Annotated in this window: 21 protein-coding genes; 6 read left to right on the top strand and 15 right to left on the bottom strand. The window is 62.3% G+C overall.

Annotation, left to right across the window (positions count from 1 at the left end; translation table 11 throughout):
- Window positions 1–5: 5 nt before the first annotated feature.
- Window positions 6–2,534, top strand: coding sequence for a DUF4175 domain-containing protein (locus tag IE095_RS07020; protein WP_189410931.1), 2,529 nt, complete (start codon window positions 6–8; stop codon window positions 2,532–2,534).
- Window positions 2,535–2,588: 54 nt separating this feature from the next.
- Here the strand turns inward: IE095_RS07020 and IE095_RS07015 are convergent, their stop codons facing one another.
- Complete coding sequence (locus tag IE095_RS07015; protein WP_229804603.1) at window positions 2,589–3,662, bottom strand: zinc-ribbon domain-containing protein; 1,074 nt, start codon at window positions 3,660–3,662, stop codon at window positions 2,589–2,591.
- A gap of 197 nt (window positions 3,663–3,859) precedes the next feature.
- On the opposite strand from IE095_RS07015, the gene IE095_RS07010 reads away from it, so the two are divergent.
- The 5 genes from IE095_RS07010 to IE095_RS06990 are packed head-to-tail and all read left to right on the top strand — an operon-like array spanning window position 3,860 to window position 7,062.
- Window positions 3,860–4,531, top strand: coding sequence for a cell division ATP-binding protein FtsE (locus IE095_RS07010; RefSeq protein WP_189411234.1), 672 nt, complete (start codon window positions 3,860–3,862; stop codon window positions 4,529–4,531).
- Window positions 4,531–5,406, top strand: coding sequence for a cell division protein FtsX (locus IE095_RS07005; protein ID WP_189411235.1), 876 nt, complete (start codon window positions 4,531–4,533; stop codon window positions 5,404–5,406). The genes IE095_RS07010 and IE095_RS07005 overlap by 1 nt, the downstream gene beginning before the upstream one ends.
- Window positions 5,403–6,131, top strand: a complete 729-nt coding sequence (locus IE095_RS07000; protein WP_189410929.1) for a lysophospholipid acyltransferase family protein — start codon at window positions 5,403–5,405, stop codon at window positions 6,129–6,131. Before IE095_RS07005 ends, IE095_RS07000 begins: the two co-directional genes overlap by 4 nt.
- Window positions 6,131–6,460 carry a TfoX/Sxy family protein gene (locus IE095_RS06995; RefSeq protein ID WP_189410928.1) on the top strand — a complete coding sequence of 110 codons (330 nt, stop codon included), beginning with the start codon at window positions 6,131–6,133 and terminating at the stop codon, window positions 6,458–6,460. Before IE095_RS07000 ends, IE095_RS06995 begins: the two co-directional genes overlap by 1 nt.
- Window positions 6,460–7,062 (top strand): pyridoxamine 5'-phosphate oxidase family protein, encoded by a 603-nt coding sequence (locus tag IE095_RS06990; RefSeq protein WP_189410927.1) that lies wholly within the window; start codon window positions 6,460–6,462, stop codon window positions 7,060–7,062. The genes IE095_RS06995 and IE095_RS06990 overlap by 1 nt, the downstream gene beginning before the upstream one ends.
- On the opposite strand, the gene IE095_RS06985 is transcribed toward IE095_RS06990, so the two are convergent.
- The 14 genes from IE095_RS06985 to panB all read right to left on the bottom strand — a co-directional run bounded on the left by IE095_RS06985 (window position 7,063) and on the right by panB (window position 22,922).
- Entirely contained in the window at window positions 7,063–9,402 is a 2,340-nt protein-coding gene (locus tag IE095_RS06985) for an aldehyde dehydrogenase family protein (protein WP_189411233.1), read from the bottom strand.
- A gap of 146 nt (window positions 9,403–9,548) precedes the next feature.
- Window positions 9,549–10,532 (bottom strand): deoxyribose-phosphate aldolase, encoded by a 984-nt coding sequence (gene deoC, locus IE095_RS06980; protein ID WP_373295405.1) that lies wholly within the window; start codon window positions 10,530–10,532, stop codon window positions 9,549–9,551.
- A gap of 111 nt (window positions 10,533–10,643) precedes the next feature.
- A complete protein-coding gene (locus IE095_RS06975; protein WP_189410925.1) occupies window positions 10,644–12,125 on the bottom strand; it encodes a calcium-binding protein in 1,482 nt (493 codons plus the stop codon).
- A 115-nt stretch (window positions 12,126–12,240) separates the two neighbouring features.
- The gene (locus IE095_RS06970) at window positions 12,241–12,906 is read right to left on the bottom strand and encodes a DUF1523 family protein (RefSeq protein WP_189410924.1); all 666 of its coding nucleotides are present in this window, start codon (window positions 12,904–12,906) and stop codon (window positions 12,241–12,243) included.
- A 16-nt stretch (window positions 12,907–12,922) separates the two neighbouring features.
- Window positions 12,923–13,201, bottom strand: a complete 279-nt coding sequence (locus IE095_RS06965; RefSeq protein ID WP_189410923.1) for a hypothetical protein — start codon at window positions 13,199–13,201, stop codon at window positions 12,923–12,925.
- Window positions 13,198–14,547: a DUF6638 family protein gene (locus tag IE095_RS06960; protein ID WP_189410922.1), complete on the bottom strand. Its 1,350-nt coding sequence runs from the start codon at window positions 14,545–14,547 to the stop codon at window positions 13,198–13,200. The genes IE095_RS06965 and IE095_RS06960 overlap by 4 nt, the downstream gene beginning before the upstream one ends.
- Complete coding sequence (locus IE095_RS06955; RefSeq protein WP_189410921.1) at window positions 14,544–16,043, bottom strand: AlbA family DNA-binding domain-containing protein; 1,500 nt, start codon at window positions 16,041–16,043, stop codon at window positions 14,544–14,546. The genes IE095_RS06960 and IE095_RS06955 overlap by 4 nt, the downstream gene beginning before the upstream one ends.
- 68 nt (window positions 16,044–16,111) lie before the next feature.
- Window positions 16,112–18,037, bottom strand: a complete 1,926-nt coding sequence (locus IE095_RS06950) for an AAA family ATPase (protein WP_189410920.1) — start codon at window positions 18,035–18,037, stop codon at window positions 16,112–16,114.
- Between the two features lie 9 nt (window positions 18,038–18,046).
- Window positions 18,047–19,183: a hypothetical protein gene (locus tag IE095_RS06945; protein WP_189410919.1), complete on the bottom strand. Its 1,137-nt coding sequence runs from the start codon at window positions 19,181–19,183 to the stop codon at window positions 18,047–18,049.
- A 161-nt stretch (window positions 19,184–19,344) separates the two neighbouring features.
- Window positions 19,345–19,764, bottom strand: coding sequence for a hypothetical protein (locus IE095_RS06940; RefSeq protein ID WP_229804601.1), 420 nt, complete (start codon window positions 19,762–19,764; stop codon window positions 19,345–19,347).
- Window positions 19,742–20,101 carry a hypothetical protein gene (locus IE095_RS18295; protein ID WP_229804599.1) on the bottom strand — a complete coding sequence of 120 codons (360 nt, stop codon included), beginning with the start codon at window positions 20,099–20,101 and terminating at the stop codon, window positions 19,742–19,744. The genes IE095_RS06940 and IE095_RS18295 overlap by 23 nt, the downstream gene beginning before the upstream one ends.
- A complete protein-coding gene (locus tag IE095_RS06935) occupies window positions 20,098–21,171 on the bottom strand; it encodes a coiled-coil domain-containing protein (protein WP_189410917.1) in 1,074 nt (357 codons plus the stop codon). Before IE095_RS06935 ends, IE095_RS18295 begins: the two co-directional genes overlap by 4 nt.
- Window positions 21,172–21,249: 78 nt before the next feature.
- Entirely contained in the window at window positions 21,250–22,092 is an 843-nt protein-coding gene (panC, locus tag IE095_RS06930) for a pantoate--beta-alanine ligase (RefSeq protein ID WP_189410916.1), read from the bottom strand.
- Window positions 22,089–22,922, bottom strand: a complete 834-nt coding sequence (gene panB, locus IE095_RS06925) for a 3-methyl-2-oxobutanoate hydroxymethyltransferase (protein ID WP_189410915.1) — start codon at window positions 22,920–22,922, stop codon at window positions 22,089–22,091. The genes panC and panB overlap by 4 nt, the downstream gene beginning before the upstream one ends.
- Between the last annotated feature and the right edge of the window lie 57 nt (window positions 22,923–22,979).

The raw sequence follows: 22,979 nt of genomic DNA, 5'->3' as shown, positions 1-22,979 counted from the left end.
GGCGAATGCGCGAGAAAAGCCCTGACCCGATGTTGCCCGACATCCGTTGGCCCCTGCGGCTGACCTGGGTGGGGCTTTGGGCGGAACGTTTCGCGCGGGCCTTCTGGCCGCTTTGGTCGATCCTGTTTACAGCCCTGGCCCCGCTGGCCTTCGGGCTGCAAGATCAGATGCCACTGGAAGTTTTCTGGTCCGGTGTCGTGCTGGCCATGCTGGGCAGCCTCTGGGCCCTTTGGCGCGGCTGGCGCATGTTCCGCAAGCCTGCCCGCAGCGACGCCCTGGCCCGGCTCGACAGTGCCCTGCCCGGCCGTCCCTTGGCCGCCCTGACCGATGATCAGATCATCGGGCGCAATGATGCGGCTTCGGTCGCCGTCTGGCAGGCGCACCGCGCCCGCATGGCACGGGTGGCCGCAGGGGCAAAACCCGTGCAGCCCGACCTGAATTTGGCCAGCCGTGACCCGTTCGGTCTGCGCTATATGGCGCTGACCCTGCTGGCCGTGGCGCTGATCTTTGGTTCCCTCTGGCGCGCCGCGAATGTGCCACCCCTGGGCATCGGCCCCGCCGTCGCGGGCATGGCCGGGCCCGCATGGGAAGGCTGGGCCAGCCCCCCCGGCTATACCGGCAAGCCGTCGCTTTATCTGAATGACATTCCCGCCGGCGATGTGGAACTCCCGGTCGGCACCAAGGTGCAGGTCCGGCTTTATGGCGAGCCGGGCGATCTGACGCTGACAGAAACCGTCTCCGCCGCGCTGAACCCGCCACCTGCCAGCGAAGCCGCGCAGGAATTTGAGGTGCGGCAAAGCGGGGTGATCCGCATTGCAGGCGATAACGGGCGCGAGTGGCAAGTGTCTGCCCAGCCCGACGGAATGCCCAGCGTGCAACAGGCGGGCGAGATCACCCGCGAACGCAATGGCCAGATGCGCCTGCCCTTCAAGGCGCAGGATGATTATGGCGTCACCAGCGGCACGGCGACCATTGCGCCCGACATGGCGGCAATGGACCGCCGCTTTGGTCTGGCCATCGAACCCGAGGCACGCGAACCCTTGGTCATCGACCTGCCGATGCCGATTTCGGGCAAGCGGACCGATTTTGAAGAAGCCCTGATGGACGATTTTTCGACCCATCCCTTTGCAAACCTGCCGGTCACCGTCTCGCTTTCCGTGACAGATGCCGCGGGGCAGATTGGGCAAAGCGAACCCTTCAGCGCCGTGCTGACGGGGAAACGCTTTTTTGACCCGCTCGCCGCCGCCTTGGTGGAAATGCGCCGCGATCTTTTGTGGAACCGGGCCAACGGGCCAAGGGCGATGCAGATCTTGCGGGCCGTGACCTACAAGCCGGAGACCCTGATCCGCAACGACAAGGCGGCGCTGCGGCTGCGGGTGTTCCTGCGCAAGCTGGACGCGGTCAAATCCGATATGACGCCGGAAAAGCGCGACGAACTGGCGGCGGAATTGTGGGAAATCGCGCTGATGGTGGAAGAGGGGGACCTGCAATCCGCCTTGGAACGTCTGCAAAGGGCGCAGGACCGGCTGGACGAGGCGATCAAGCGCGGGGCGGATCAGTCGGAAATCGACGAGCTGATGCGTGAGCTGGATCAGGCGATGAAGGAGTACATGCAGGAACTGGCGAACAAGCCGCGCGATCCTTCGGAAATGCAGCAATCGCCCGGTCAGCAAGGCAATACGGTCACCCAAGATCAAATTCAGCAGATGATGGAAGAGCTGAAGAAGGCGCTTGAAGAGGGGCGGACGGCGGATGCCGCCGAAATCATGGAGGCCCTTCGCGACCTGATGGAAAACCTGCAATTCACCGAAGGCCAAGGGCAAGGTGGTCCGCAGGGTCCGGGCGGCGAGGCGATGCGCGATCTGCAAGACACTTTGCGGGATCAGCAAGATTTGTCGGACGATTCGTTCCGCGAATTGCAGCAGGGGCCGCAAGGCGAGGAAGGCAACCAAGGTCAGGAAGACCAGCAGGGCCAGAACGGCGAACGCCCGGGGCAGCCGCAAAGCGGGCAGGATGGCGAGGGTGAGGGCCGTGACGACCGGTCGCTGGCCGAACGGCAGCAGGAATTGCGTGACCGGATGAGCGGGCTGCGGGACGATGTTCTTCCCGGTCAGGGCACAGAAGAGGGCGACGCGGCCCGGCGGCAGTTGGAAGAAGCTGGCCGCGCGATGGATGACGCCGAAGAGGCCCTGCGGCGCGGCGATCTGTCCGGCGCGCTGGACCGTCAGGCCGAAGCGATGGAATCCCTCCGCGACGGCTTGCGGCAGCTTGGCAATGCTATGGCGCAGAACGATCCCGTGGAAAATGGCGAAGGCGAGCCGCAGGGTCGGGCTGACCCGAACAGCGCGTTGGATCCGCTGGGCCGGGAACGTGACGAAGGCGCGCGGATCGGTTCGGACCGAAACATGGTTCAGGGCGACGACATCTATCGCCGCGCGCAGGAGCTGCTGGATGAAATCCGTCGCCGTTCAGGCGAACAGGCAAGGCCCGATCAGGAACGCGACTATCTAAAGCGGCTGCTTGACCTGTTCTAAAACACAAAACCCCGCCCAAAAGGCGGGGCTCTTAAACAAAGAATATGGGCCAGACTAGGAATCGCCTTCCAAACTGGTCGTCGCCTGACGGATCAAGCGATCCAACCATAAGCGCGCCGAATCGACAGCCGCGACATAGCCGCTCATCGCGCCTTCACTGGCCGGGATCAGCGCGACAATACGCGGGGCCGAAACGTAGGCCGATGTCAGAAGAATACCAAGCAGCAGCATCGTCATGAAACCACGCCGGAAACCTTGACGCCGCTCAGCCACCACTTCTGGGTCGGCCTCTTCGCCATCGGCATCTTCAGCCCCGTCATCGCTGGCCGATCGCAGGCTCGACTTGATCTCTTCAATATCGGGCAGCAATTCACGCCCTTTGCCTTGGCGGCTGGCCGCAGCGGGATCATCATGCAACGAAGCGGCCACTGCGGCGGCAATCGCCGCATCGGTCGCCGTTTCCTTGGCTTGATTGTCGGCCTTGTCTTCGATCTGGCTCGGTTTGCTGGCAATCGCCGCCTGCAATTTGGCGACCGCCGACGAGGGTGCCGCGGCTGGCGTTTCCCCTTCCACCGCCTCGACCGGGTCCGGCACAACCGCGAGGGTCGGCGCTGCACTGGCCGCTGTCGCGGCCACCGCAGCCGCCAAGGCATCCGCCGCCGCCTTAGCCTCTGCTTCAGCCGCCCGGGCCTGCGCCTCGGCCGCCTCGGCATCGGCCTTGCGCTTGGCGGCTTCCCGTTCAGCCTCTTCGCGCAGAACGTCCAGAACGCCTTTGTCGATTTTAGGTGGTGCCAGCTCCTCTGTCGCAGGCGGCGTTTCTGCCGCAGCAGCCTCTGCGACGGCAGGCGGCTCGGCCTTTGGCTTCCGCGGGGCCTTTGGCTTTTCCGCCACCGGCTCCGAGGTCGGGGTCTGCGCCGCTTCGCGCTTTACGGGTTCCGCTTTGGCCGTCACCGCAGCCTTCGCCGGTGCCGCCATCGCCCGCCCCGCCGGCGCCGTTCCATTGGCCCCCAAGGGCATTTGATACCACGTGTTGCTGCAATTCGAACATTGCACATCCCGGCCACCGACCGGGATCGCATTGTCGGCGACTTCGTATTGCGCCTCGCAATTCGGGCATATCAGTCGCATTGTCGTTGCCCCCACCCCGTCCGACCGGCCCTTTTCGACCAGCCTCAATCGTTTGTTTTACCCATCCTAACCAAATCCTTGAAGACTTTGCCAGACTTATCCGCATCATGCGATTGAATCCGCCGCAAGGATTGGGCAAGGATGCAACGGCACAGGCGGCCTTTCGGGCCGTTTTCCATGTCAGGAACACCCGCCCCGTGATCGCGCTGGAACAAGTCAGCTATGCCTACGGCCCCGAGCCGCTGTTGACGGACGTCAACCTGACCCTTGCTGCGGGCAGCTTCTACTTTTTGACCGGCCCCTCGGGCACGGGGAAGTCGACATTCCTGAAACTCTGCTATGGCGAGCTCAAACCGACAACGGGCCGCGTCACGATATTTGATCGTAATGTCAAAGACATGAAAAGGGACGAATTAGCCATAGCCCGTCGGCGGATGGGCGTTGTCCATCAGGATTGCCAGTTTCTTGATCATCTTCCCCTGGCCACAAATGTCGCCTTGCCGCTGACCGTCGCAGGGCGGGGGAACGAGCTGGACGATCTATCCGCACTTTTGGCCTGGGTTGGACTGGGCGGTCTGGCCGATGCCCTGCCCCCCACGCTTTCAGGTGGCGAAAGGCAAAGGGCCGCCTTGGCGCGGGCGGTCATCACCTCGCCCGATGTCTTGCTGGCGGATGAACCGACCGGGAACCTTGACTGGGACATGTCCCAGCGCCTGCTCGCCCTGCTGGTGGAATTGAACCGCATGGGAAAGACCATCCTCGTGGCGACGCATGACATGAACCTGATCCGCGCGGCCAAGCAACAGGTGAATGCGCGCGTTCTGCGCATCCGTGACAAACGGCTGCAAGCGGCGGGGGCCGATCTGTGATGGCGCGCAAGGATGGGCCGACCGACCGCATCGTGCCGCAGACCGGGCATACCGCCTGGCTAACCTCCTTCACCGCCGGGGTCATGGTCTTTCTGGCGGTCTTTGCGCTGGCGCTGTCGCTGGCCGCAGGCCGCTTGGCCGAACGCTGGCAAGAGGCCTTGTCGAACACCGCGACCATCCGCATCGCGGCCCCGCCCGACCAGATGGAGTTTCAGACCCAGGCGGTTCTGAACGTGCTGGCGACGACCCCCGGGGTTGCCGAGGCGCGGGCACTCACCGACGATGAACAACAAAAACTGCTGGCCCCGTGGTTCGGGGCCGATCTTCCGGTCGAAGACCTGCCCTTGCCGCGCCTGATCGAGGTGACCTCTGCCGGACAAGGCTTTGATGCCGAAGGCTTGCGGCAACGCCTGTCCGCCGAGGCACCCGGCGCGGTGCTGGACGATCATGGCCGCTGGCGGCAACCCTTGGTCGTGGCCGCCGGGCGGCTGCGTCTGCTGGGGCAGGTGTCGATCCTGCTGATTGGCGGCGCGATGGCCGCGATGATCACCTTGGCCGCCCATGCCGCCCTTTCCGCCAATGCCCAAGTGATCCGCGTCTTGCGGCTGGTGGGTGCGCGCGATGCCTATATCGCCCGCGCCTTTGTGCGGCGCTTTACCCTCCGGGCGCTGTTGGGCGCCGGTTTGGGCGCGATTTTCGGAATGCTGGCGGTGGCCCTGCTGCCGGGGGCTGAAACCGAAGGCGGGTTCCTCACAGGCCTCGGCTTTCAAGGTATCGAATGGGCCTATCCCTTGGCCCTGCCCATTGCGGCGGCCGTGGTCGCCTATGTCGCCACGCGCTTGGCGGCGTTCAATCGGTTAAGAGGCCTGCCATGATCCTTCTACAATGGATTCTGTCGCTGATTTTTGTTGTCCAGATGTATCTGGCGATGGCATTGATCGGGCTGATCTTCCTGCCTTGGGCACTGCTTTCGCCCAATGGGGCCATGGCCGCCTGCAAGCTTTTCTGCCGCTGGGTCATCTTTTCCGCCCGCCTTCTGGTCGGCCTGAAATCCGAAATCCGCGGGCCGATACCCCAAGGCGCGGTGATGCTGGCCGCGAAACACCAGTCCTTCTTTGACATCCTGCTGATCTTTGCCGCCGTGCCCCGCCCCCGCTTTGTGATGAAGAAAGAACTGGTCTATGCGCCGGTTCTGGGCTGGTTTGCCCTGAGGGTCGGCTGCATTCCGGTGGACCGGGGCAAAAAGGGTGCTGCGATCCTTAAGATGGTGGCCGATGCCAAAGCCGGGGGCGACCTGCCCAGCCAGTTGGTGATCTATCCGCAAGGCACCCGCATCGCGCCGGGGGTCAAGGCCCCCTACAAGATCGGGGCGGCTGTGATTTATGGGCAGTTGGGCCAGCCCTGCGTGCCGGTGGCGACGAATGTTGGTGTCTTCTGGCCCAAGCGCAGCCTTTTGCGCAAACGCGGTACGGCGGTGATCGAATTCCTGCCAGTGATCGAACCCGGGCTGGATCATGAAAATTTCACGAAAACCGTGGAAGCTCAGGTCGAAGGGGCCTCGGATCGGCTGATGGCCGAGGCGGGCTTCAAGGGGGTTTAATGGGCACATCCGCACAGGTGGCCGAAGGCATTCTGGATCAGATCTCAGGCGCTGGCCCGCTTTCGCTGCGCAAGATGTTCGGTGAATACGCGATCTATCTGGATGGCAAAGTTGTGGCCCTGATCTGTGACGATACCCTTTTCGTCAAGCCGACACCGGGGGCCTTGGCCCTGTTGGAAAACAACGCGATGGGGCCGCCCTACCCCGGTGCCAAGCCGCATCTGCTGATCGACGCCGCCTTGGACGATGGCGATCTGATGGCGAAGGTCTTGCGGGCCGTCGCCGCAGACCTGCCTGCCCCCAAACCGAAACCCAAAAAGGCAAAGTGATGGAAATCCGTTCGGTTGAGGCTTTGGAAGCGCTCTACGGCCAGCCGGGCCAAGCCGCGACCGTCAAGGTCACGCCCTTCCTGACCCCCGCCTATCGCACCTTTGTGGAACGCGCGCATTTTTGCGTGCTGACCACCGTGGGGCCCGAGGGCACCGATGCCAGCCCGCGCGGCGATGATGGGCCTGTCGTGCGGGTGCTGGATGCCCAGACGCTGGCGTTGCCCGATTGGAAGGGCAACGAACGGATCGACAGCTTGCGCAACATCGTGCGGGACGGGCGGGTCAGCCTGATGTTCTTTGTGCAAGGATCAAACAATGTGATCCGGGTGAACGGGCGGGCAATTTTGTCCGCCGATCCTGAACTGCTTTCCAGCTTTGCCCGCGGTGCTGCCCAGCCCCGGACGGTCGCCCTGATCACCGTTCAGGAAGCCTATTCCCAATGCGCCCGCGCCCTGATCCGCTCGCAGCTTTGGTCCGGTGAAAACCGGGCGGAAGGTCTGCCCACAGTGGGCGACATGCTGCGCGAAATCACCGAAGGCGGCATTGACGGGGCCGCCTATGATGCCGCTTGGCCCGTCCGCGCTGCCGCGACCATGTGGTGATCAACCCTCGCCGTAAGGCACCCAGATCGTCTTGACCTCGGTCGCGGCGCGCAGGAAGGCGGGACCTTCCGCTGTGGCCCAATCGGTGGCCTGCCCATGGTTGACCCAAGTGCGTTTCACGTTCCCCGCCGCTTCGCTTTCCACCGTTTTCGACAAGGCCCCTGCCCCAAAGCACCAGACCGCATCGACATCCATATGCCCGGCCAGCGTTTTCGCCAGTTCGCCATGCGGTCCGGTCACGATGTTGATGACACCGCCGGGAACGTCCGAGGTTTCCAGCACCTGATAGAAGTCGGTCATGGCGAGTGGGGCCACGGATGAGGGCACCAGAACACAAGTGTTCCCCATCGCGATGGCGGGGGCCAAAAGGCTGATCGCGCCCAACACGGGGGATTCATCCGGCGCAATGATGCCAACAACGCCGCAGGGTTCGTTCATCGCCAAGGCGACACCGCGCAAGGGCACGGATTTCGCCGCCCCATCGTATTTGTCGGCCCAGGCGGCATAGGTGAACAGGCGGCGGATGGCGGTCTGCACCTCCTCCTCGCCCGAACGCCCCGTCAGATCGCGCAAACGCCCGGCAAATTCACTGGCCCGCGCCGAAAGATTTTCCGCCAGATAATAAAGCACCTGCCCCCGCAAAGCTCCCGTGGCCTTGCCCCAGCCTTTCGCCGCATGCGCCGCCTCGACCGCGTTGCGAATGTCCTTCCGGTTCCCAATCCCCACCTGCCCCAGCAGCTTGCCCTTCGCCGAATAGATGGCTTGCGAATAGCCCCCATCCGGCCGCGCCTGCTTGCCGCCGATGAACAGTTTGGCCGTGCGGTCGATGCCTTCGACCAGCGGCTCGCTTGGGGCCGCCACGGCGGCCACCGGTTTCAGCGGTTTGGTCTGACCCGAAGGCTTCAGATAGGCCAGCAAGCCTTCCCATCCGCCTTCGCGCCCGAAACCGCTTTCCCGCACCCCACCAAAGCCCGCCGCCGCATCGAACAGGTTGGTCGCATTGACCCAGACGACGCCCGCCTTGATTTTCGGCGCGATATCCAGCGCAAGGTTCACATTCTCGGTCCAGACCGTCGCCGCCAGACCATAGCGCGTGTTGTTCGCCAGTTCGACCGCCTCGGCGGGTGTGCGGAAGGTCATCGATACCAGAACGGGCCCAAAAATCTCTTCCTGCATCAGAGGGCTGGCCGCCGAAAGCCCGGTGATCAGTGTCGGCGGACAGAAACAGCCGCCCTCGGGCAACGCACAGGGCGCGCGGAATTTCTCGCCGTCACTCGCCTCCACCAGCCGGGTGATCGTCTCCAATTGCACCGGATCGACCACCGCCCCCACGTCGATGCATTTGTCCAGCGGATCGCCCACCCGCAGATCACCCATCCGCCGCTTCAGTTTTTCATGGAAACGTTCCGCCACGCCTTCCTGTACCAACAGGCGCGAACCGGCACAGCAGACCTGCCCCTGATTGAACCAGATGGCATCCACCAAGCCCTCGATGGCCGAATCCAGATCGGCATCGTCAAAGACGATATAGGGGGATTTCCCACCCAGCTCCAAAGTCAACGCCTTGCCCGTCCCCGCCGTCGCCGCGCGGATTTTCTTGCCAACGCTGGTGCTGCCCGTAAAGGCAATCTTGTTCACATCCGGGTGGTCCACCAAGGCCGCCCCCGTCGCCCCGTCACCCGTGACGATGTTCAGAACACCTTTCGGCAGCCCCGCCTGCACCGACAACTCCGCAAACAACAGCGCCGTCAGCGGCGTGTATTCGGCGGGTTTCAGCACCACGGTATTCCCCGCTGCCAAGGCCGGGGCCACTTTCCAGGCCAGCATCAGTAGCGGAAAATTCCACGGGATCACCGCGCCACAAACGCCCAAAGCCTCCATCCCCGGCAGTTCCGCGTCCAGCAACTGCGCCAGCCCAGCATGATAATAGAAATGCCGCGCGACCAGCGGGATGTCGATGTCGCGGGCCTCGCGGATGGGCTTGCCGTTGTCCAGCGTTTCCAGCACCGCCAGCAGCCGCGCATTTTTCTGCACCAACCGCGCCAGCGCATACAGCACCTTCGCCCGCTCAAAGCCCGGCATCCGCGCCCATTTCGCCTGCGCGCCCCGCGCCGCCTTCACTGCCGCATCCACATCCGCCGCACTGCCCTGCGTCACCTCGGCCAGAACCTGGCCATTCGCCGGGTTCCGGGTGGCGAAGGTTTCGCCCGGCGCGGTGAAACGCCCGCCCACCCAATGGCCAAAGCGGCCCTTGTGATTGGCGATCCAAGCCAAGGCTTCGCTGCTGCCTTCGGGGGCGGGGCCGTAATCCATGCTGTCGAAAATCTCGCGGATGTTCATTCTCATTCTCCGAAGTCTGGCCCCCTCCCCCGGCCCCTCCCACGAGGGGAGGGGAGGCCCCGAATTTCCGTCTCACTTCGCCGGGAACGAAGTGCCCCCCTCCCCCCCCCCCCCGTGGGGGAGGGATGGGGAGGGGGGGCATTGCCCTACCCCATCGCATGGCGGTAGCCCGCCGAATAACGCCCCGTCAGATGGTGTTCCAACTGCCGCTCAATATCGCCCAACAGCGACGAGGCCCCAAAGCGGAACAGGTCCGGTTGCAGCCAAGGATGGCCCAATTCGTCCTTCATCAACGAAAGGTAAACCAAGGCATCCTTGGCCTTGGCAATCCCACCCGCCGGTTTGTAGCCCACCTTGAACCCCGTCCGCGCCTCATACTCCCGGATCGCCCGGATCATCACCAAGGACACCGGCAAGGTCGCGTTCACCGATTCCTTGCCGGTCGAGGTCTTGATGAAATCCGCCCCAGCCATCATGCAAACCAAAGACGCCCGCGCCACGTTCCGCAACGAACCCAGTTCGCCCGTCGCCAAAATAGCCTTCACATGCGCCTCGCCGCAGGCCGCCCGCATTTCCGCCATTTCGCCATATAGCGCCTGCCAGTTGCCCGTCAGCGCATGACGCCGCGAAATCACGATGTCGATTTCCCGCGCCCCTGCCTTCACGCTCTCGCCAATTTCCGCGATCCGCAGATGAAACGGCGACAGCCCCGCCGGAAACCCAGTGCTGACCGCCGCCACCGGGATATTCGTCCCCTCCAGCGCCCGCACGGCGGTTTCCACCATCTCGTGATAGACACAAACCGCGCCTGTCGTCAGGCCCGGCATCCCCAGGGCCTCCAGCATTTCCGCCCGAACCGGCTGCCGCGCTTTTGCGCACAGCCGCTGGACGCGGCCCACCGTATCATCGCCCGACAAAGTCGTCAGGTCGATCAGGCTGATCGCCTTCAACAGCCACGCCGCCTGAAATTCCTTTTTCACCGACCGTCGCCCCGGCAAGCTCGCCGCCCGCCGTTCGATGGCCGAGGTGTTGGCCTGCACCGCCGCCACCCAATCCAGATCCAGCGCCATGCCGGGGTTCCGCGCATGGGCCACTTGCGGCAATTGCGTCCGCATCGGGTTATCCGTCATGGTCTGCATGGGCTTCCCCCCCGTTCACCTAGCCAAACTGCACGGGGACGCCGCATTTCGCAAGCCGCGCGGCTGATATTTTTTGACCTTTCGGTCAAACATCGCCCCAATTCAGAAAATCGACCAGATGGGTTTCAACGCATCGGGGATATGCGGATATAGACCGTCCCAATGCGTCAGCAATCGGATATCCGCCCCCGTCAGCGCCGCCCCTTCCTTTAACTGGGCCAGCAAGACCGCCTGCCCGGCGCGATTGCCATCCGCATCAAGCCACAATTGCCCACGCGCCCGGTCATAGATCAGCCGGTCATCCGCATCTTGCGCCAGCTTGCCCAAGCGAAATGTCCCCGCCGCCAAAGCACCCGCTTTGCCCCCCCAGATCGGGTTCAGCACGATCTTGTCCTGCCCCGAGACGAAGTCACTGATGGTCGTCGTCTCTTGCCCGTTGAACAGGAACAGATCCGCGCCGCGCCCCCCCATCACGGTGTCATGGCCTAGCCCGACGATCAGATGATCGTCCCCCCCGCCACCCGATAGCAGATCATCCCCCAGCGAGCCCCAGAACGTGTCATTCCCGCGGGCGCCCATCATCGTGTCATGGCCAACATCGCCCTGAATGCGCAGCGCCTCGATCCCTTTGGCGGTGAAGCCCGGGATGCTGGACTGCACATCGCCCTCTGCGGTCAGGGTCACCAAAAGCCCGTCCGCCGACCGCCAGTCGATCCGAAGCTGATCCAGCCCTGCCTGCCCATCCAGATAATCGGCGCCATCACTGTCGGAAAAGGATTGATGCTTCCATAGGAAAACATCGTTCCCGCCGCCGCCCAGCAAGTGATCCGCGCCTTCTTCGCCGCGCAGAATATCGCCCAGCGCCCCGCCTTTCACCTGATCGGCCTGATCGCTTCCGGCAAAGATAAGCCGTTCAAAGCCCGATGCCTCCAAACCGCCGATCCGCAGAACTCCGCCCCGCGCCGCCGCAAAATCCACGACCTGCGGCCCCTGCGGATAGCCCGCAGCCGCCGATCCGCGAAAATCAAGCAGCAGCGCATCGGTTCCCTGCCCGCCCTCGAAATGAAACGCCGTGGCCACATCGCCAAAGCTGGCGGAAAGAACATCATTGCCCCTGCCACCATACAAAGCGCCCTTCGGGCCATCGGCGGCGACACAATCCATCAGGTCGTCGCCCGCCCCACCATAAAGCGTGGCCGCCGCTGCGCCGGTCAGAAAATCGGCCCCCGCCCCGCCAAAAATCTTGTCGGCCCCCGCATTGGGTCGGACATAGCGTTGTTGGCCATTGTCCCAATAAAAGCTGGCATAACCGCCATAGAGCACGTCATTCCCATCGCCGCCGCGCAAAACGTCATCGCCGACACCACCAGTCAGATTGTCCGCATAGCGCCCCCCGGTCACAAGGGCCGCCCCTTCGCCCCGGACCGAGACATAAAGCTGCCGCAGGTTCCCGGCCACCAGCCCATCAACACTGTTCTGCAACTGCCCCTTGGCGTTCAGGGTGATGGTCACGGTTTCGCCCGCATCCAACCCCACCCAAACATCCGCCAGCTTCCCACGCACATCGGTTGTCAGTCTGACCATCCCGCCCCCAGCTTTAACGCCATCCTAAAACGTTATAGCAAGGAAAAATTGGGTCAAGGCTCCTGATTGGAACCGGCATCACCGATGCCACAGGGCTCTAACCAGCATCGTGTCGCTACTTGCGCGGCTTCGCCCGCCAAGTGCCCAGCCAGGCCGAAATCCGCCCGCCAAAGCCCCTTGCGCTGTCCGCCATCGCATCGGCGCGGGCATCCACCGCGTCAATCGTCGGGTCAATCGTGCGTTCCTTGAACTGCGCCCACATCCGCCACAGCATGAACAGGATCGCCAAAAGCCCGGACAGGATCACGATGTTCACCCAAGGAAACACCGTCACATCCGGCCCCTCAACGGCCTTGACTGACACCGCATTCGGGAAAATCGTGAACCATTCGTTCCGCCAGCCGTAATGCGTGATCATCACCCATTTCGGCGCTTCCGCCGTCGATTTCAGATCCGACGCTTCGGCCTGCACATTATAGCTGTCGAATTTGAAATAGGGCGGCCAGATCCAGCCCGTATCCTCGTTCCGGTAAACCATCGGCTTACCGTTTGGCTGGATCGTCGCAATGAACTTCACATCCCGCGTTGTCTGCGTCGCATCCGTCCCCAAATCCGCCGCCGCCCAGAACAGCGAGTTTTCGCCCATATCAATGCGCTGCGTGCTGGTATCGGTGATCCGCACCACATCATGCTGCGGCAGCACATAATGGAAAAACGCCACCAAGGTCAGCGCCATCAGGGACAGGATCACCCATTTCAGAATGCGGAAGTATCTGGCCATTGTCGCCCCCGATGTTTCACCAGTTCACATAATAGATCACAACGCCGATGATAAGGACCGGGATCACATAAACCAGCCAAATCAGCCGCCGCCGGAAACTGTGCTTCCATTCCGCCACGCCCGCCTCGATGAACGCCTCCCGTTCCGCCGCACTTGCCCCTTCGCGTGCCGGGTCGCCGTCCCATTCCTTTTCCAAGGCCTCGCGCCGCAAGGACCGGAAATAGACGGTCAGCAGGAAATACATCACCGTCGCAAAGACCAGATACAGCAGCCCCAGCCGAAAGAATGCCATCATCGGATCGCCCCCCATGGCCCCACCAGCCGCCCCAGATCGACCGCCGGTTTCGGCGGCGGGCGGTCATTCGCATCCATCCCCGGCTCTGGCCCAAACAAGGCCGCCCGCGCGCCCTGCTTGTCCACCTGATACTCTCGCGCCAGAAAATCCACCACGAATTGCCGCTTCCGGTCCGACCATCCGGCATAGGCTTCATAGAACCGTTGCTTATGCGTGATGAACAACTGCCGCACGTCCAAGGGTGCCAGCTCCGCCAGCAGCATATTCACCAAATCCCGGTCCGGGTGTGCCCGCGACCGCAGCGTATAGAAATAGGCCGGATGTTCGCTGGAAATCATCGGCCATTCCCCCGCCCGCTCCACCCAAGCCAGCAGCGCCGCCAAGCCCTTGAACTCATCCGGCAGCGCAGGCCCCAGCCGCGTCGCAATCTTGCGCAGATCCTGCCGCGTCGCCCCGCCCAGATCCAGCGCCAAGGCCTCTGCCGCCTCGACCACGATGAAATCCATCTTTTGCCGCAGCACCGCCGCCGCATCCATGCCCCGCGCGTTCACGATCGGCTCGACCAGCTCATTCCGCTCCAGCCAAGCCGCAATCTCATTCCGCTGGGCAAAATCCATCACCGGCGAAATCGGCATCGGCCCCAGTTCCGATTCCGGACGGTTGCAGATCACCCCCGGCACCGCCACGTTGCGGAAAATATACAGGCCACCAAAGTGGCTGGTCCAGAAATTACCCTGCTCAAACGCCATTTCCGGCAGACTGATCGGCACGCGGGTAATGTCCCCCGTCACCTTCGCCAGCGTGATCATTTCCGCCATCAGCAGATCATCCCGCCAGCCATCCGGCTCTTTCCGAAACCGTTCGATCAGCGCCGCCAGCTTTTCCGCATCGCGCACATGGCCCCCAATCGTGTCGGCCTGCACCACGATCTTGCGAATGTCGAAAAGCTGCGCCGGCTTGTCCACGCCAAAGACCGATCCCTGCAACTCCCCCGCCACGGCATCGCGGGCGGTCAGGGCGAACAACTGCGCCTCGTTCTGGTCGATGAACTGGCGCAGAATGCCCCGGCTGGTGGAAAACTGGCTGTTGAGCAAAGGCGCCGCCTTTTGCGCCGTGGTCAGCAGAATGAACTGCCGGTTGGCGCCGTTGGGGTTCAGGTAGCGGTCGTCGTTCAGCTCTTCGCCGATTTCGGGGGAAAAGCCGGAGATGTCGATGTGGAAGTCCTGAAGCTGGGTCGTCTTGCCCGTCAAATGCCTGAGCGCGCGGTTGTAGCGTTCAATGAGGGCGGGCGAGGTGATTTCGACAAGGTTGCCGAACATGAGACCGGCGGTGATGAGGCGTTTCATGGGGTTACGAATTCCAATTCATCGAGGCGAGCGGCTGCACTGAAAACGCCACTTCGGATATTCGCGTTATCGTCTGCATCCCGATAGATGTCTCGAATTAGATCGAAAAGCGGCTCGGTCGGATCAAACCCATCAGGCAGGCCACGAATGCCACGTACGATCTGCCCGTCGTTGAACGCCTGACGGAGTTCGTCAAAATGCCCGGCCTGCAAGGCTGCCACCACTTCAAGGATAGCTCCGCCGGGTCGTTCAAATGCAGATCGCTGTGCTCTTAATCGTTCAAGCGTGTTTTGCTTTGAGACGCGATAGACCGCGTTTGTTGCATCTAGCGCCGCAATCGCAGCGTCGATGTCGCCGCCTGCAAGGCGGACAAAGTAAAAGACGGGCAGCCATTGCCTTTGTACTTTTGCGGACAAGCAGATGTATTGGAGCGGTTCGCGAACAACTTCACGGCCGAGGTAGGCAAACAGAACCGCGTCGGCGTCAAGTGCCCGCCCCTCGATCCGTTCGACCACCTGACCCTCGGGGTCTACTGCGTGAACATCGCCGATAAGACGCAAAGCTGGTGCCCCGGCGCGTTCTTGAAACTCGCCTTCGCGAATGAAATCCAGCTGGTTGGCCAAGGCGCGGTCGATCACTATACGTTTTGCTCCAGCGTCCAACTCGCCCCTTTCTGTATCTACGATCAATGCCCGATCCGCGCCAATTTCGCTGAGGCGGGTTGCGCTTGCCAACAAGGTCTGCGTTGCAGCCCTGTCGCGTTCGCGCAGCATGGCCAGCAAGTCGCCGAACTTGATCTTTCCAGACTGCCCCGCATAGCGGAATAGGATCGTTCCGTCTTCAAGACCGTTTGCATCACGGCACACGATCACGGGCGGGGTTGAATATTTCTCGACATGAATGAAGCCGACTGCTTGACCGCCGACCTCAATGACATCCTTGGAAAAGGCTGGCGTAGGCGCCAGAAGGCTTTTCACCTTGTCTGTGATGCGGACGATGTCGGTATCTTGGAAGGCAGTGTCAGGCATCTCTGTTACACGGCAATCTGCGTCTTGGACGCCAATGAAAACAAAGCCGCCCCGATTGTTCGCCATTGCAGCAATCGCACGAACGACTGGCTCCATGCGGCGAGGATCGAACTGCGCCTTGCACTCTTGATCCGAGGTCTCCCCGTCTGCGAGAAACCAGCCGCCATCACGTTGCACGAAGCGGGCGAACGCCCTTTCAGCCAACGTCGGTTCACGCGGAGCGCCAGCTTCGATCACCACCCCCACCTCGGCAGGCGCGAAGCCAGCAAGGAATGTGTCCAATGCGGCTTCTGTCGCCGCTTGCACCTCTGGGCCATAATCCCCGGCATTGATCCCAGTGATCCTTCCAGAATTTACTGGGCGATCTTGCCGGTTGAAATAAAATTGAATGTCTCGATTCCGCATGCCCCTGCGCAGCATTGCCTTGATCAGACCGATTTCCTCATCCGTGATGGTTCGTCTAGTCATCGGCTGTACTCGATCAGATTGACATCGTGATGTTTTGTTTTGGCGAGTGAGTTGGTGAAACGCTCATCTCACCCCTTCCCCTCCGCATACCTTCTCCGCGCCTCGTCCATCCGCCCCATATCCCGGACCATCCCCTGAATCGCCACCTCATCACTCTTATCCGCATAGCGGAATTCCGAATCCGCGTAGCGGTTCACCTCCTGGATCACCATCTCCACCGTGATGGGCTGCATCAGCCCCCGGATCATCGCCAGTTTCTCATCATAGCCCTTGAACAGGAACAGGTCCGGCTGTTCCATCCATTCATCCGGCAGTTCAAAGTCCATCGCCCGAACCTTCACCGCATCGGTGATGTTCTTCACCGCCCGGCCCGTGAACCGCTCATCCGCCTGCTGGATCGCCTTCAGATAGGCCCCGATCTTGGCCACCGTATCCAAAGGCCCCGAGGCCACCACCTGATCCCAGACCTTCCGCAAGCCATCCTCATGCGGCACGCCATGCCCTTCAAAACTCGCCGCGACGGCTTTCTTGATTTCCTGCGCGGCAAACAGATCGTGGTCGCCCAAGGGGATCGCATGGTTCTTCCCCAGCAAAAGCGACAGGATATCAATGTAATCGTCCCGCGTTTGCGGCCCATCCACCAGAAAACGCGCCCCGGCCCGCTGCCGCAGGGCGTCGTCCACATTCTCAGGATAGTTCGAGAACATCCCAAAGGTGCAGTTCCCCCGCACCACGGTATTCGCCCCGGCAAAGGCCCCCATCAGGACGGCCGTCACCTCTTGCTGCCCCGCGCTGGACTGCCGGTCGCCGCGTTTGCCGGCGACTTGGTCGATGTCGTCGATAGTGCCAAAGCCGATCACGCCGGGGTCAAGAATGGCGTCGATGAACGCCTTGGCATTCTGCCCCGATTTGCCCTGATAGCTGTCAATCTGGTCGATGCCAAAGTTCTGATAGCGAAAGGCATAGCCCGCCACCTTGCAGTAATCGTTCAGCAATCCCGCCATCATCTGGATCAGCGTGGTCTTGCCCGTCCCCGGTTTGCCATCGCCCATGAAGGTAAAGATGAAGCCCCCCAGCTCGGCAAAAGGGTTCAGCTTGCGTTCAAAGTCATAGGCCATCAGCATTTTTGACAGGCGCAGGGCCTGATATTTGGCGATATGGTTGCCGACGACTTCGGTGGGTTTCTTGAAAGTCATGGTCAGGGCCGTGCCCTTGGCCGATCGTGCGGGTTTAAAGCCGGAAAACGTCAGATCATCCGCCTCGACCCGCCAGCTGGCCGCCGCGTAAGCCGCCGCCTTCGGCAGGCTTTCCGCCCGCTGGGCCGCACGGTCCATCAGCGCCTCGGCAAAGGCCGCCACCGTCGCCACCAGCCGCGCGTCATCTTGCGCCAAGGCCCCGATGTCTTGATCCAGCTCCCACAGCGCGCCTTGCAGGGCGAGCGGCGCATTGTCGGTCAGAACCTCCTCCACCGCGCCAATTTCCACCGTCTGACTGCCCATATGCGGCGACAAAAGAAAGGCGGTGGTGTTGGCAAAGGCGTGCAGGCAAACCAGCGCCTCGGCCGCCAGCAGTTCGGAAAACTCCGCCCGCCGCGCCTCGGGCAGCCGGGTTTCCAGATTGGCCTTCTTCAACTCGGCCAAGGGCGTGGCCCCGGCGAATGTCTCGCCCATGGCCATGGCAATCGCCAAAGCGCGGCGCAGGGCGTTCAGCACGTTGGATTGCGTGGGTGACAAAAGCCCATCGCCCAAAGCGCCGATCCGATCCACAATCCGCACCCCGCCGGGCCGCTGCGTCGAACGGGTCGCCATGCCGGGCACGGTGGACCGGAACCGCGGCCGCGCCGCAATGCCGGGGGACAGTTCCGCCGCAGGGGCCTCGGCAATAGGTTTCGCCAGCCGGGGCGCATGGTCAAACCCGGTCAGCAGGTTCAAAGCCGCCTCATACTGCGCCCGAACCGCCTCTTCCTTCAATTCCATCGTGTCGCGAACCGTCATCCCATCCCCCTAGCGTATCGGCATCAGACGCCCGCCCGCGCCCACCACGAACTTGCGGTATTCGCGCAAACCCGGCGGGTTGCGTTCAGCCAGCACCTGATAAATCATTTCGGGCAGGATCATCATCTGTTCCACCCGCGTCGCCCCCGTGTCGGCCCCCATCACCGGCGGCAGTTTGAACACCTGCCGGGGCACGGATGAAAACCAGCCATCCTTGACCATTTCCTCGCGGTCGCTGTTCAACTCTTCTACCGTCCAGACCAGCGCCCAATCCTCGCCCGGCTTGCCCCGCGCGTCACGCAGGATATCCGCCAACGGCCCGGATTGCAGGGTAAAGCTGTTGGAATGCATCGGCCCCAGAATGACCCGCCGGAGGCGTTTTGGGTGCAGGTCGTCGAAATCCTTGTCGAAACCTTGCGCAATGGTCAGCAGCTTCAGCCCCATCACCGACTGCGCCATCAGATGGGCCTGCACCTGCGCCCAGCGGCTGGAACGGGGCAGAGGCGTTTGACCCGAATCCTCCAACTCCATCAGATAAACCACGGGCAAGTTGACCTGCGTGTCATAGACCGCCCAATGGACAAGGAATTGCCGCCGCTCCCCCGCATCGCCCAGCCATTGTGCATCGGGGTCAATCCGCGCCCAGAACAAAGCGTCGGTTTCGGGCTGCGACAGGATGGCGAGGGTTTCGTAATAAAGCCGCTGCGACAGGGTGAATTGCAACCGGGTGGGCAGTTCCAGATCGCCGACAATGGCGCGGATCATGCGGTCCTTCAACTCGGTCTCCGACGGCATCCCGGCCAGATGGCGGGTGGCCTGCTGGGCATCGTTCGCCATGACCATAAGTTCCTGAGCGACGGGAAAACCGCTTTCATGGCGGTCAAAGGTCAGCTTGCCGGGAAGCGGCCCCTCGGTGCGCCCCGTCATTAGGTATTTGTAGGACAAGGCCCGAAAGGTCGCCGCCAACCGCGTGACGTAATGCCCCAGAACGCGGGATTCGAGGCGGGTCAGGCGGCCTTCGGTCTCCAACTCGGCGGCGACACGGGCCAGATGGCCGGTGATGCGTTCAAACTTGTCAAAATAGCGCCGTGCGACAAGGTTGTCGTACAGCTGGGCATGATCGTCGGTGAGGGGGGTATCAGGCATCTTGGCCCCTTTGTCTGCGGTTGCCGCCCCCCCACCCTGACCCTCCCCCACAGGGGGGGAGGGAAGCGCCCGGATGGCGGGGGCGGTGACGGGGATCAAGGGCGCGAGGCGGCCCCTCCCCCCTTGTGGGGGAGGATGGGAGGGGGGGATGAGGTGAGGTTTCAAGCATTCGGTTTGTCCTGCGGTACCTGATCACCATAGGCACGCCGAGCCAAACCATAAACCCAAGCGTAAGGCGTGCCCGGCTTGGCGCGAGAGAAAGAGGCATTGCGCAAAATGCTGTGCCCGATACGGCTACCCCAAGGAAGTCCGGTTAGGTATTCTATCGCGGCCAAATATTTCCAAAGGATGAGGACGTAGAGGGGGGCACCATACCACACCAACAATAGGCAAATCAGAGTAGAAATTGTAATGAGTGCGGCTGCACGAAAGATAAATCCCGCGTCAAGCCATACCGTCTCTGGGGCGTGGCTTTGTGTAACGAAATAAATCGCAGCAGCAAAGTGAACGGCCATGACCGCGATTGTCAGGCCCAGCCAAAGCAGGAAGCGCCGGCGTTTAGGGGTTGGTTGCGATGTCATACGCGTCCCTATCTTCACCGCTTGGCGTAATCCAAAGCCACCATCTCCAGAAAGGAGAAAGCGCGCCGTTGAGCATGCGGTCAGCATGGGTTCGACCGAACATCTGCAAAGTCGAATGACGTATCGCGGACTGCCACATCAGGCGATGTATCCATCGACCAAAGCCGACGAACAACAATAGGCTGCCCGCGAACATGCCTAGAAGAGACAGCCACGCCAACACATGTGCGCCCATCCCATCGCCAACGAATGGTAGCAGCATCAAAAGGCCAAAGCCAAACCCCAGGGCAACCAGCCCCAACACGAGCGTGCGCCGGGACTGGTTAGCAAAAGTCACGCCCCATACTCATTCTTGTCATGCTTCTCGACAATCGTGGCAAAGCGCCGGGCGAACCGCTCATCCGCCTTGGCCTTCTGCTCCAGAATTTCCCGTGCAAAGACCATATGGCCCTCATGCGCTTCCAGCATATCCGCCATCCGCTGGTTCGTCGCCGACCCAATCGCCGCCATCGCCGCTTGCGCCTCTTGGTCGGTCTTCACCCCGATCTCGTTGATCCGGTGCGCCACGTCCTGCTGCTGCGCCGTCTTCAATGACGCGGTCAAAGCATCATACAAAACCACCCGCTGCTTCGTGTCGGTTTGCAGCTTGTTGATCAGCACCATCTGCGTCGCCGCTTGGTTTTGCAGGCTGTCCACCCAAGTCTTGCCCTTTTCGATGTAACGCTCCAGCGTCTGACTTTTCGCCAGTTTTACCTGTTCGTCTTGCACCAGCGCGTTGTGCTGTTTGTTCAGTTCGGCCAACTCGCTTTCCAGCTTGGTCCGGTTGCCCGCGTCTTGTTCAACGCTGATCTTGTTTTCCAACTCGATGATCTTCGGATCCATCGCCGCGATCTGCGCCCGGGATTCCTCCAGCGCCGCCACCGTCGTTTCCCGTTCGGTCAGGGTGCCGGTCAGGTTTTTCTCGACACTCGCCTTCTGCACATTCAGCATGTCCAACTGCCCTTGCAGCAGTTTCACGATCACGTCCGACTTGGCGATCAGGTCTTGCAGCTTGTCGTCAATCGACGCCCCCCGCAGGCGTTCCTGCCGCATCGATTCCGACTTGGCCGAGGAAAACCAGCCGATCAGGCTTTCCATCGTGGTTTTCGACCGCATTTCGTCGAAATCCTTGGAAAAGCCCGCCGTCACATCATCCAAGCCCATGATCAGCTCGGCGATGTTGGCGTTCATCAGGTCGGTGTGTTTGTGCACATCGTCCAGCGTCGCGTTTTCCACGTCAATCGCCGCCTCACCCGCCGCCAATTTGCTGCGTGCCTCTTCAATGCGGCTGGTGATGGCGCTGATCTTGGCCTGGGCCTCGGCGACCTGCGCCTGGCTTTCCCGGATCTGCGTTTCGAAATCGGCCATGTATCCCTCCGCCGTCAATGTGATTGGTCTTTACTTGGTGTGAAGTCTGGCAAATTGAAAGGGCCGCGTCACCCGAAATCAACCTGCCGGAATGTTGTCGATCAACCGCACACCATCCAGCCAGGCCGCCGCCAAAAGCCGGGCGGGGCGGCGCGTATCGCTGACAGGTTCCAGCGTATCGGCATCGCAAAGGTCGAGATAGTCGATGGCGCTGAAACCACCGGCCAGAACCTCGGCGCTCGCCGCCTTCAGGGCCGCTGCGGCGGGCTCTCCACCGGCCACCGCACGCGCCGCGCGCGTCATCGCGCGATACAGCACCGGGGCCTTGGCACGGGCCTCCGGCGACAGCCGCGCATTGCGCGACGACAGGGCCAGCCCATCCGGATCGCGCAGGGTTTCGCAGGGCACGATCTGCACCGGAATGTTCAAATCCGCTGTCATGCGCCGGATCACCGCCAGTTGCTGCCAGTCCTTCTGCCCAAAGAACGCCTTGTCCGGCGTTGTCATGCCGAACAGTTTCGCCACCACCGTCGCCACGCCCTCAAAATGGCCGGGGCGGTGCGTGCCCTCCAAGGGGCCAGACACGCCCGAAACGCTGACCGTCGTGGCAAAGCCCGGCGGATAGACCACCTCCACCGGTGGGGCAAAGACCACATCCACGCCAATAGACGCCAAAAGCGCCGCATCGGCCTCTTCGGTCCTTGGGTATTTCTTCAGATCATCCGGGTTGTTGAACTGCGTCGGGTTCACAAAGATCGTCACAATCACCCGATCACAGGCGGCTTTCGCCGCAAGCGCCAGCGACAGATGCCCCTGATGCAGCGCCCCCATGGTGGGCACCACCCCCACCGTCTTGCCATTCGCCCGCCAGCGGGCGATGCGGCCGCGAAGGCTGGGCAGATCGCGCAGAATGTCGGTCATTTTGCTTTGGGCGTCAAACTGTCGGGAAAGGCATGTTCCGGGCCGGGAAAGACCCGCGCCCGCACATCGGCGGCGTAAGACGCAATCGCCTCTGACGCCCCCTGCCCTAGCTCGGCATAGCGTTTCACGAATTTCGGACGGAAATCGGTGAACAGCCCCAGCATGTCATCCACCACCAGAACCTGCCCGTCGCAGCGCACCCCTGCCCCGATGCCAATGGTCGGAATCGTCAGCGCCTCGGTCAGACGCCCCGCCAGCCCTTCGGGTACCTTTTCAACAACCACCGCAAAGGCCCCGGCCTGCTCCACCGCGCGGGCATCGTCCATTAAACGCTGACCCTCGCCATCCCGGCCCACCACACGATAGCCCCCCAAGGTGTTCACCGCCTGCGGCGTAAGACCAATATGCGCCATCACCGGAACCCCCCGCGCCGTCAGGAAAGCGATGGTCTCGGCCATATGCTGCCCGCCCTCCAGCTTCACCGCCGGAATCCCGGTTTCCCCGATCAGGCGGCTCGCATTGCGAAAGGCCTGCGCCGGGCTTTCCTCATAGCTGCCAAAGGGCATGTCGATGACCGGCATCGCCTTATGCAGCCCCCGCATCACCGCCTGACCATGCAGGATCATCATCTCCATCGTGACCCCGAGGGTCGAGGGCAGGCCATGCAGCACCATGCCCAGACTGTCCCCCACCAGCACAATGTCGCAATGCGGATCGACCAGACGGGCGACGGGCGTCGTATAGGCGGTCAGGACGACAATCGGCGCGCCACCCTTCATCGCCATGATATCGGCGGGAAGAACCGGACGCTGGGGGGAAGATGCGCTCATCAGGGGCCCCTCGGCAGGTGGATTGTTCAGGCGTTATAGCGGCGCGCGAATTGCTGC

It is taken from the genome of Neogemmobacter tilapiae, from assembly GCF_014652215.1.
Taxonomy (GTDB): Bacteria; Pseudomonadota; Alphaproteobacteria; order Rhodobacterales; family Rhodobacteraceae; genus Neogemmobacter; species Neogemmobacter tilapiae.
This window is presented reverse-complemented; position numbering and strand designations above follow the sequence as displayed.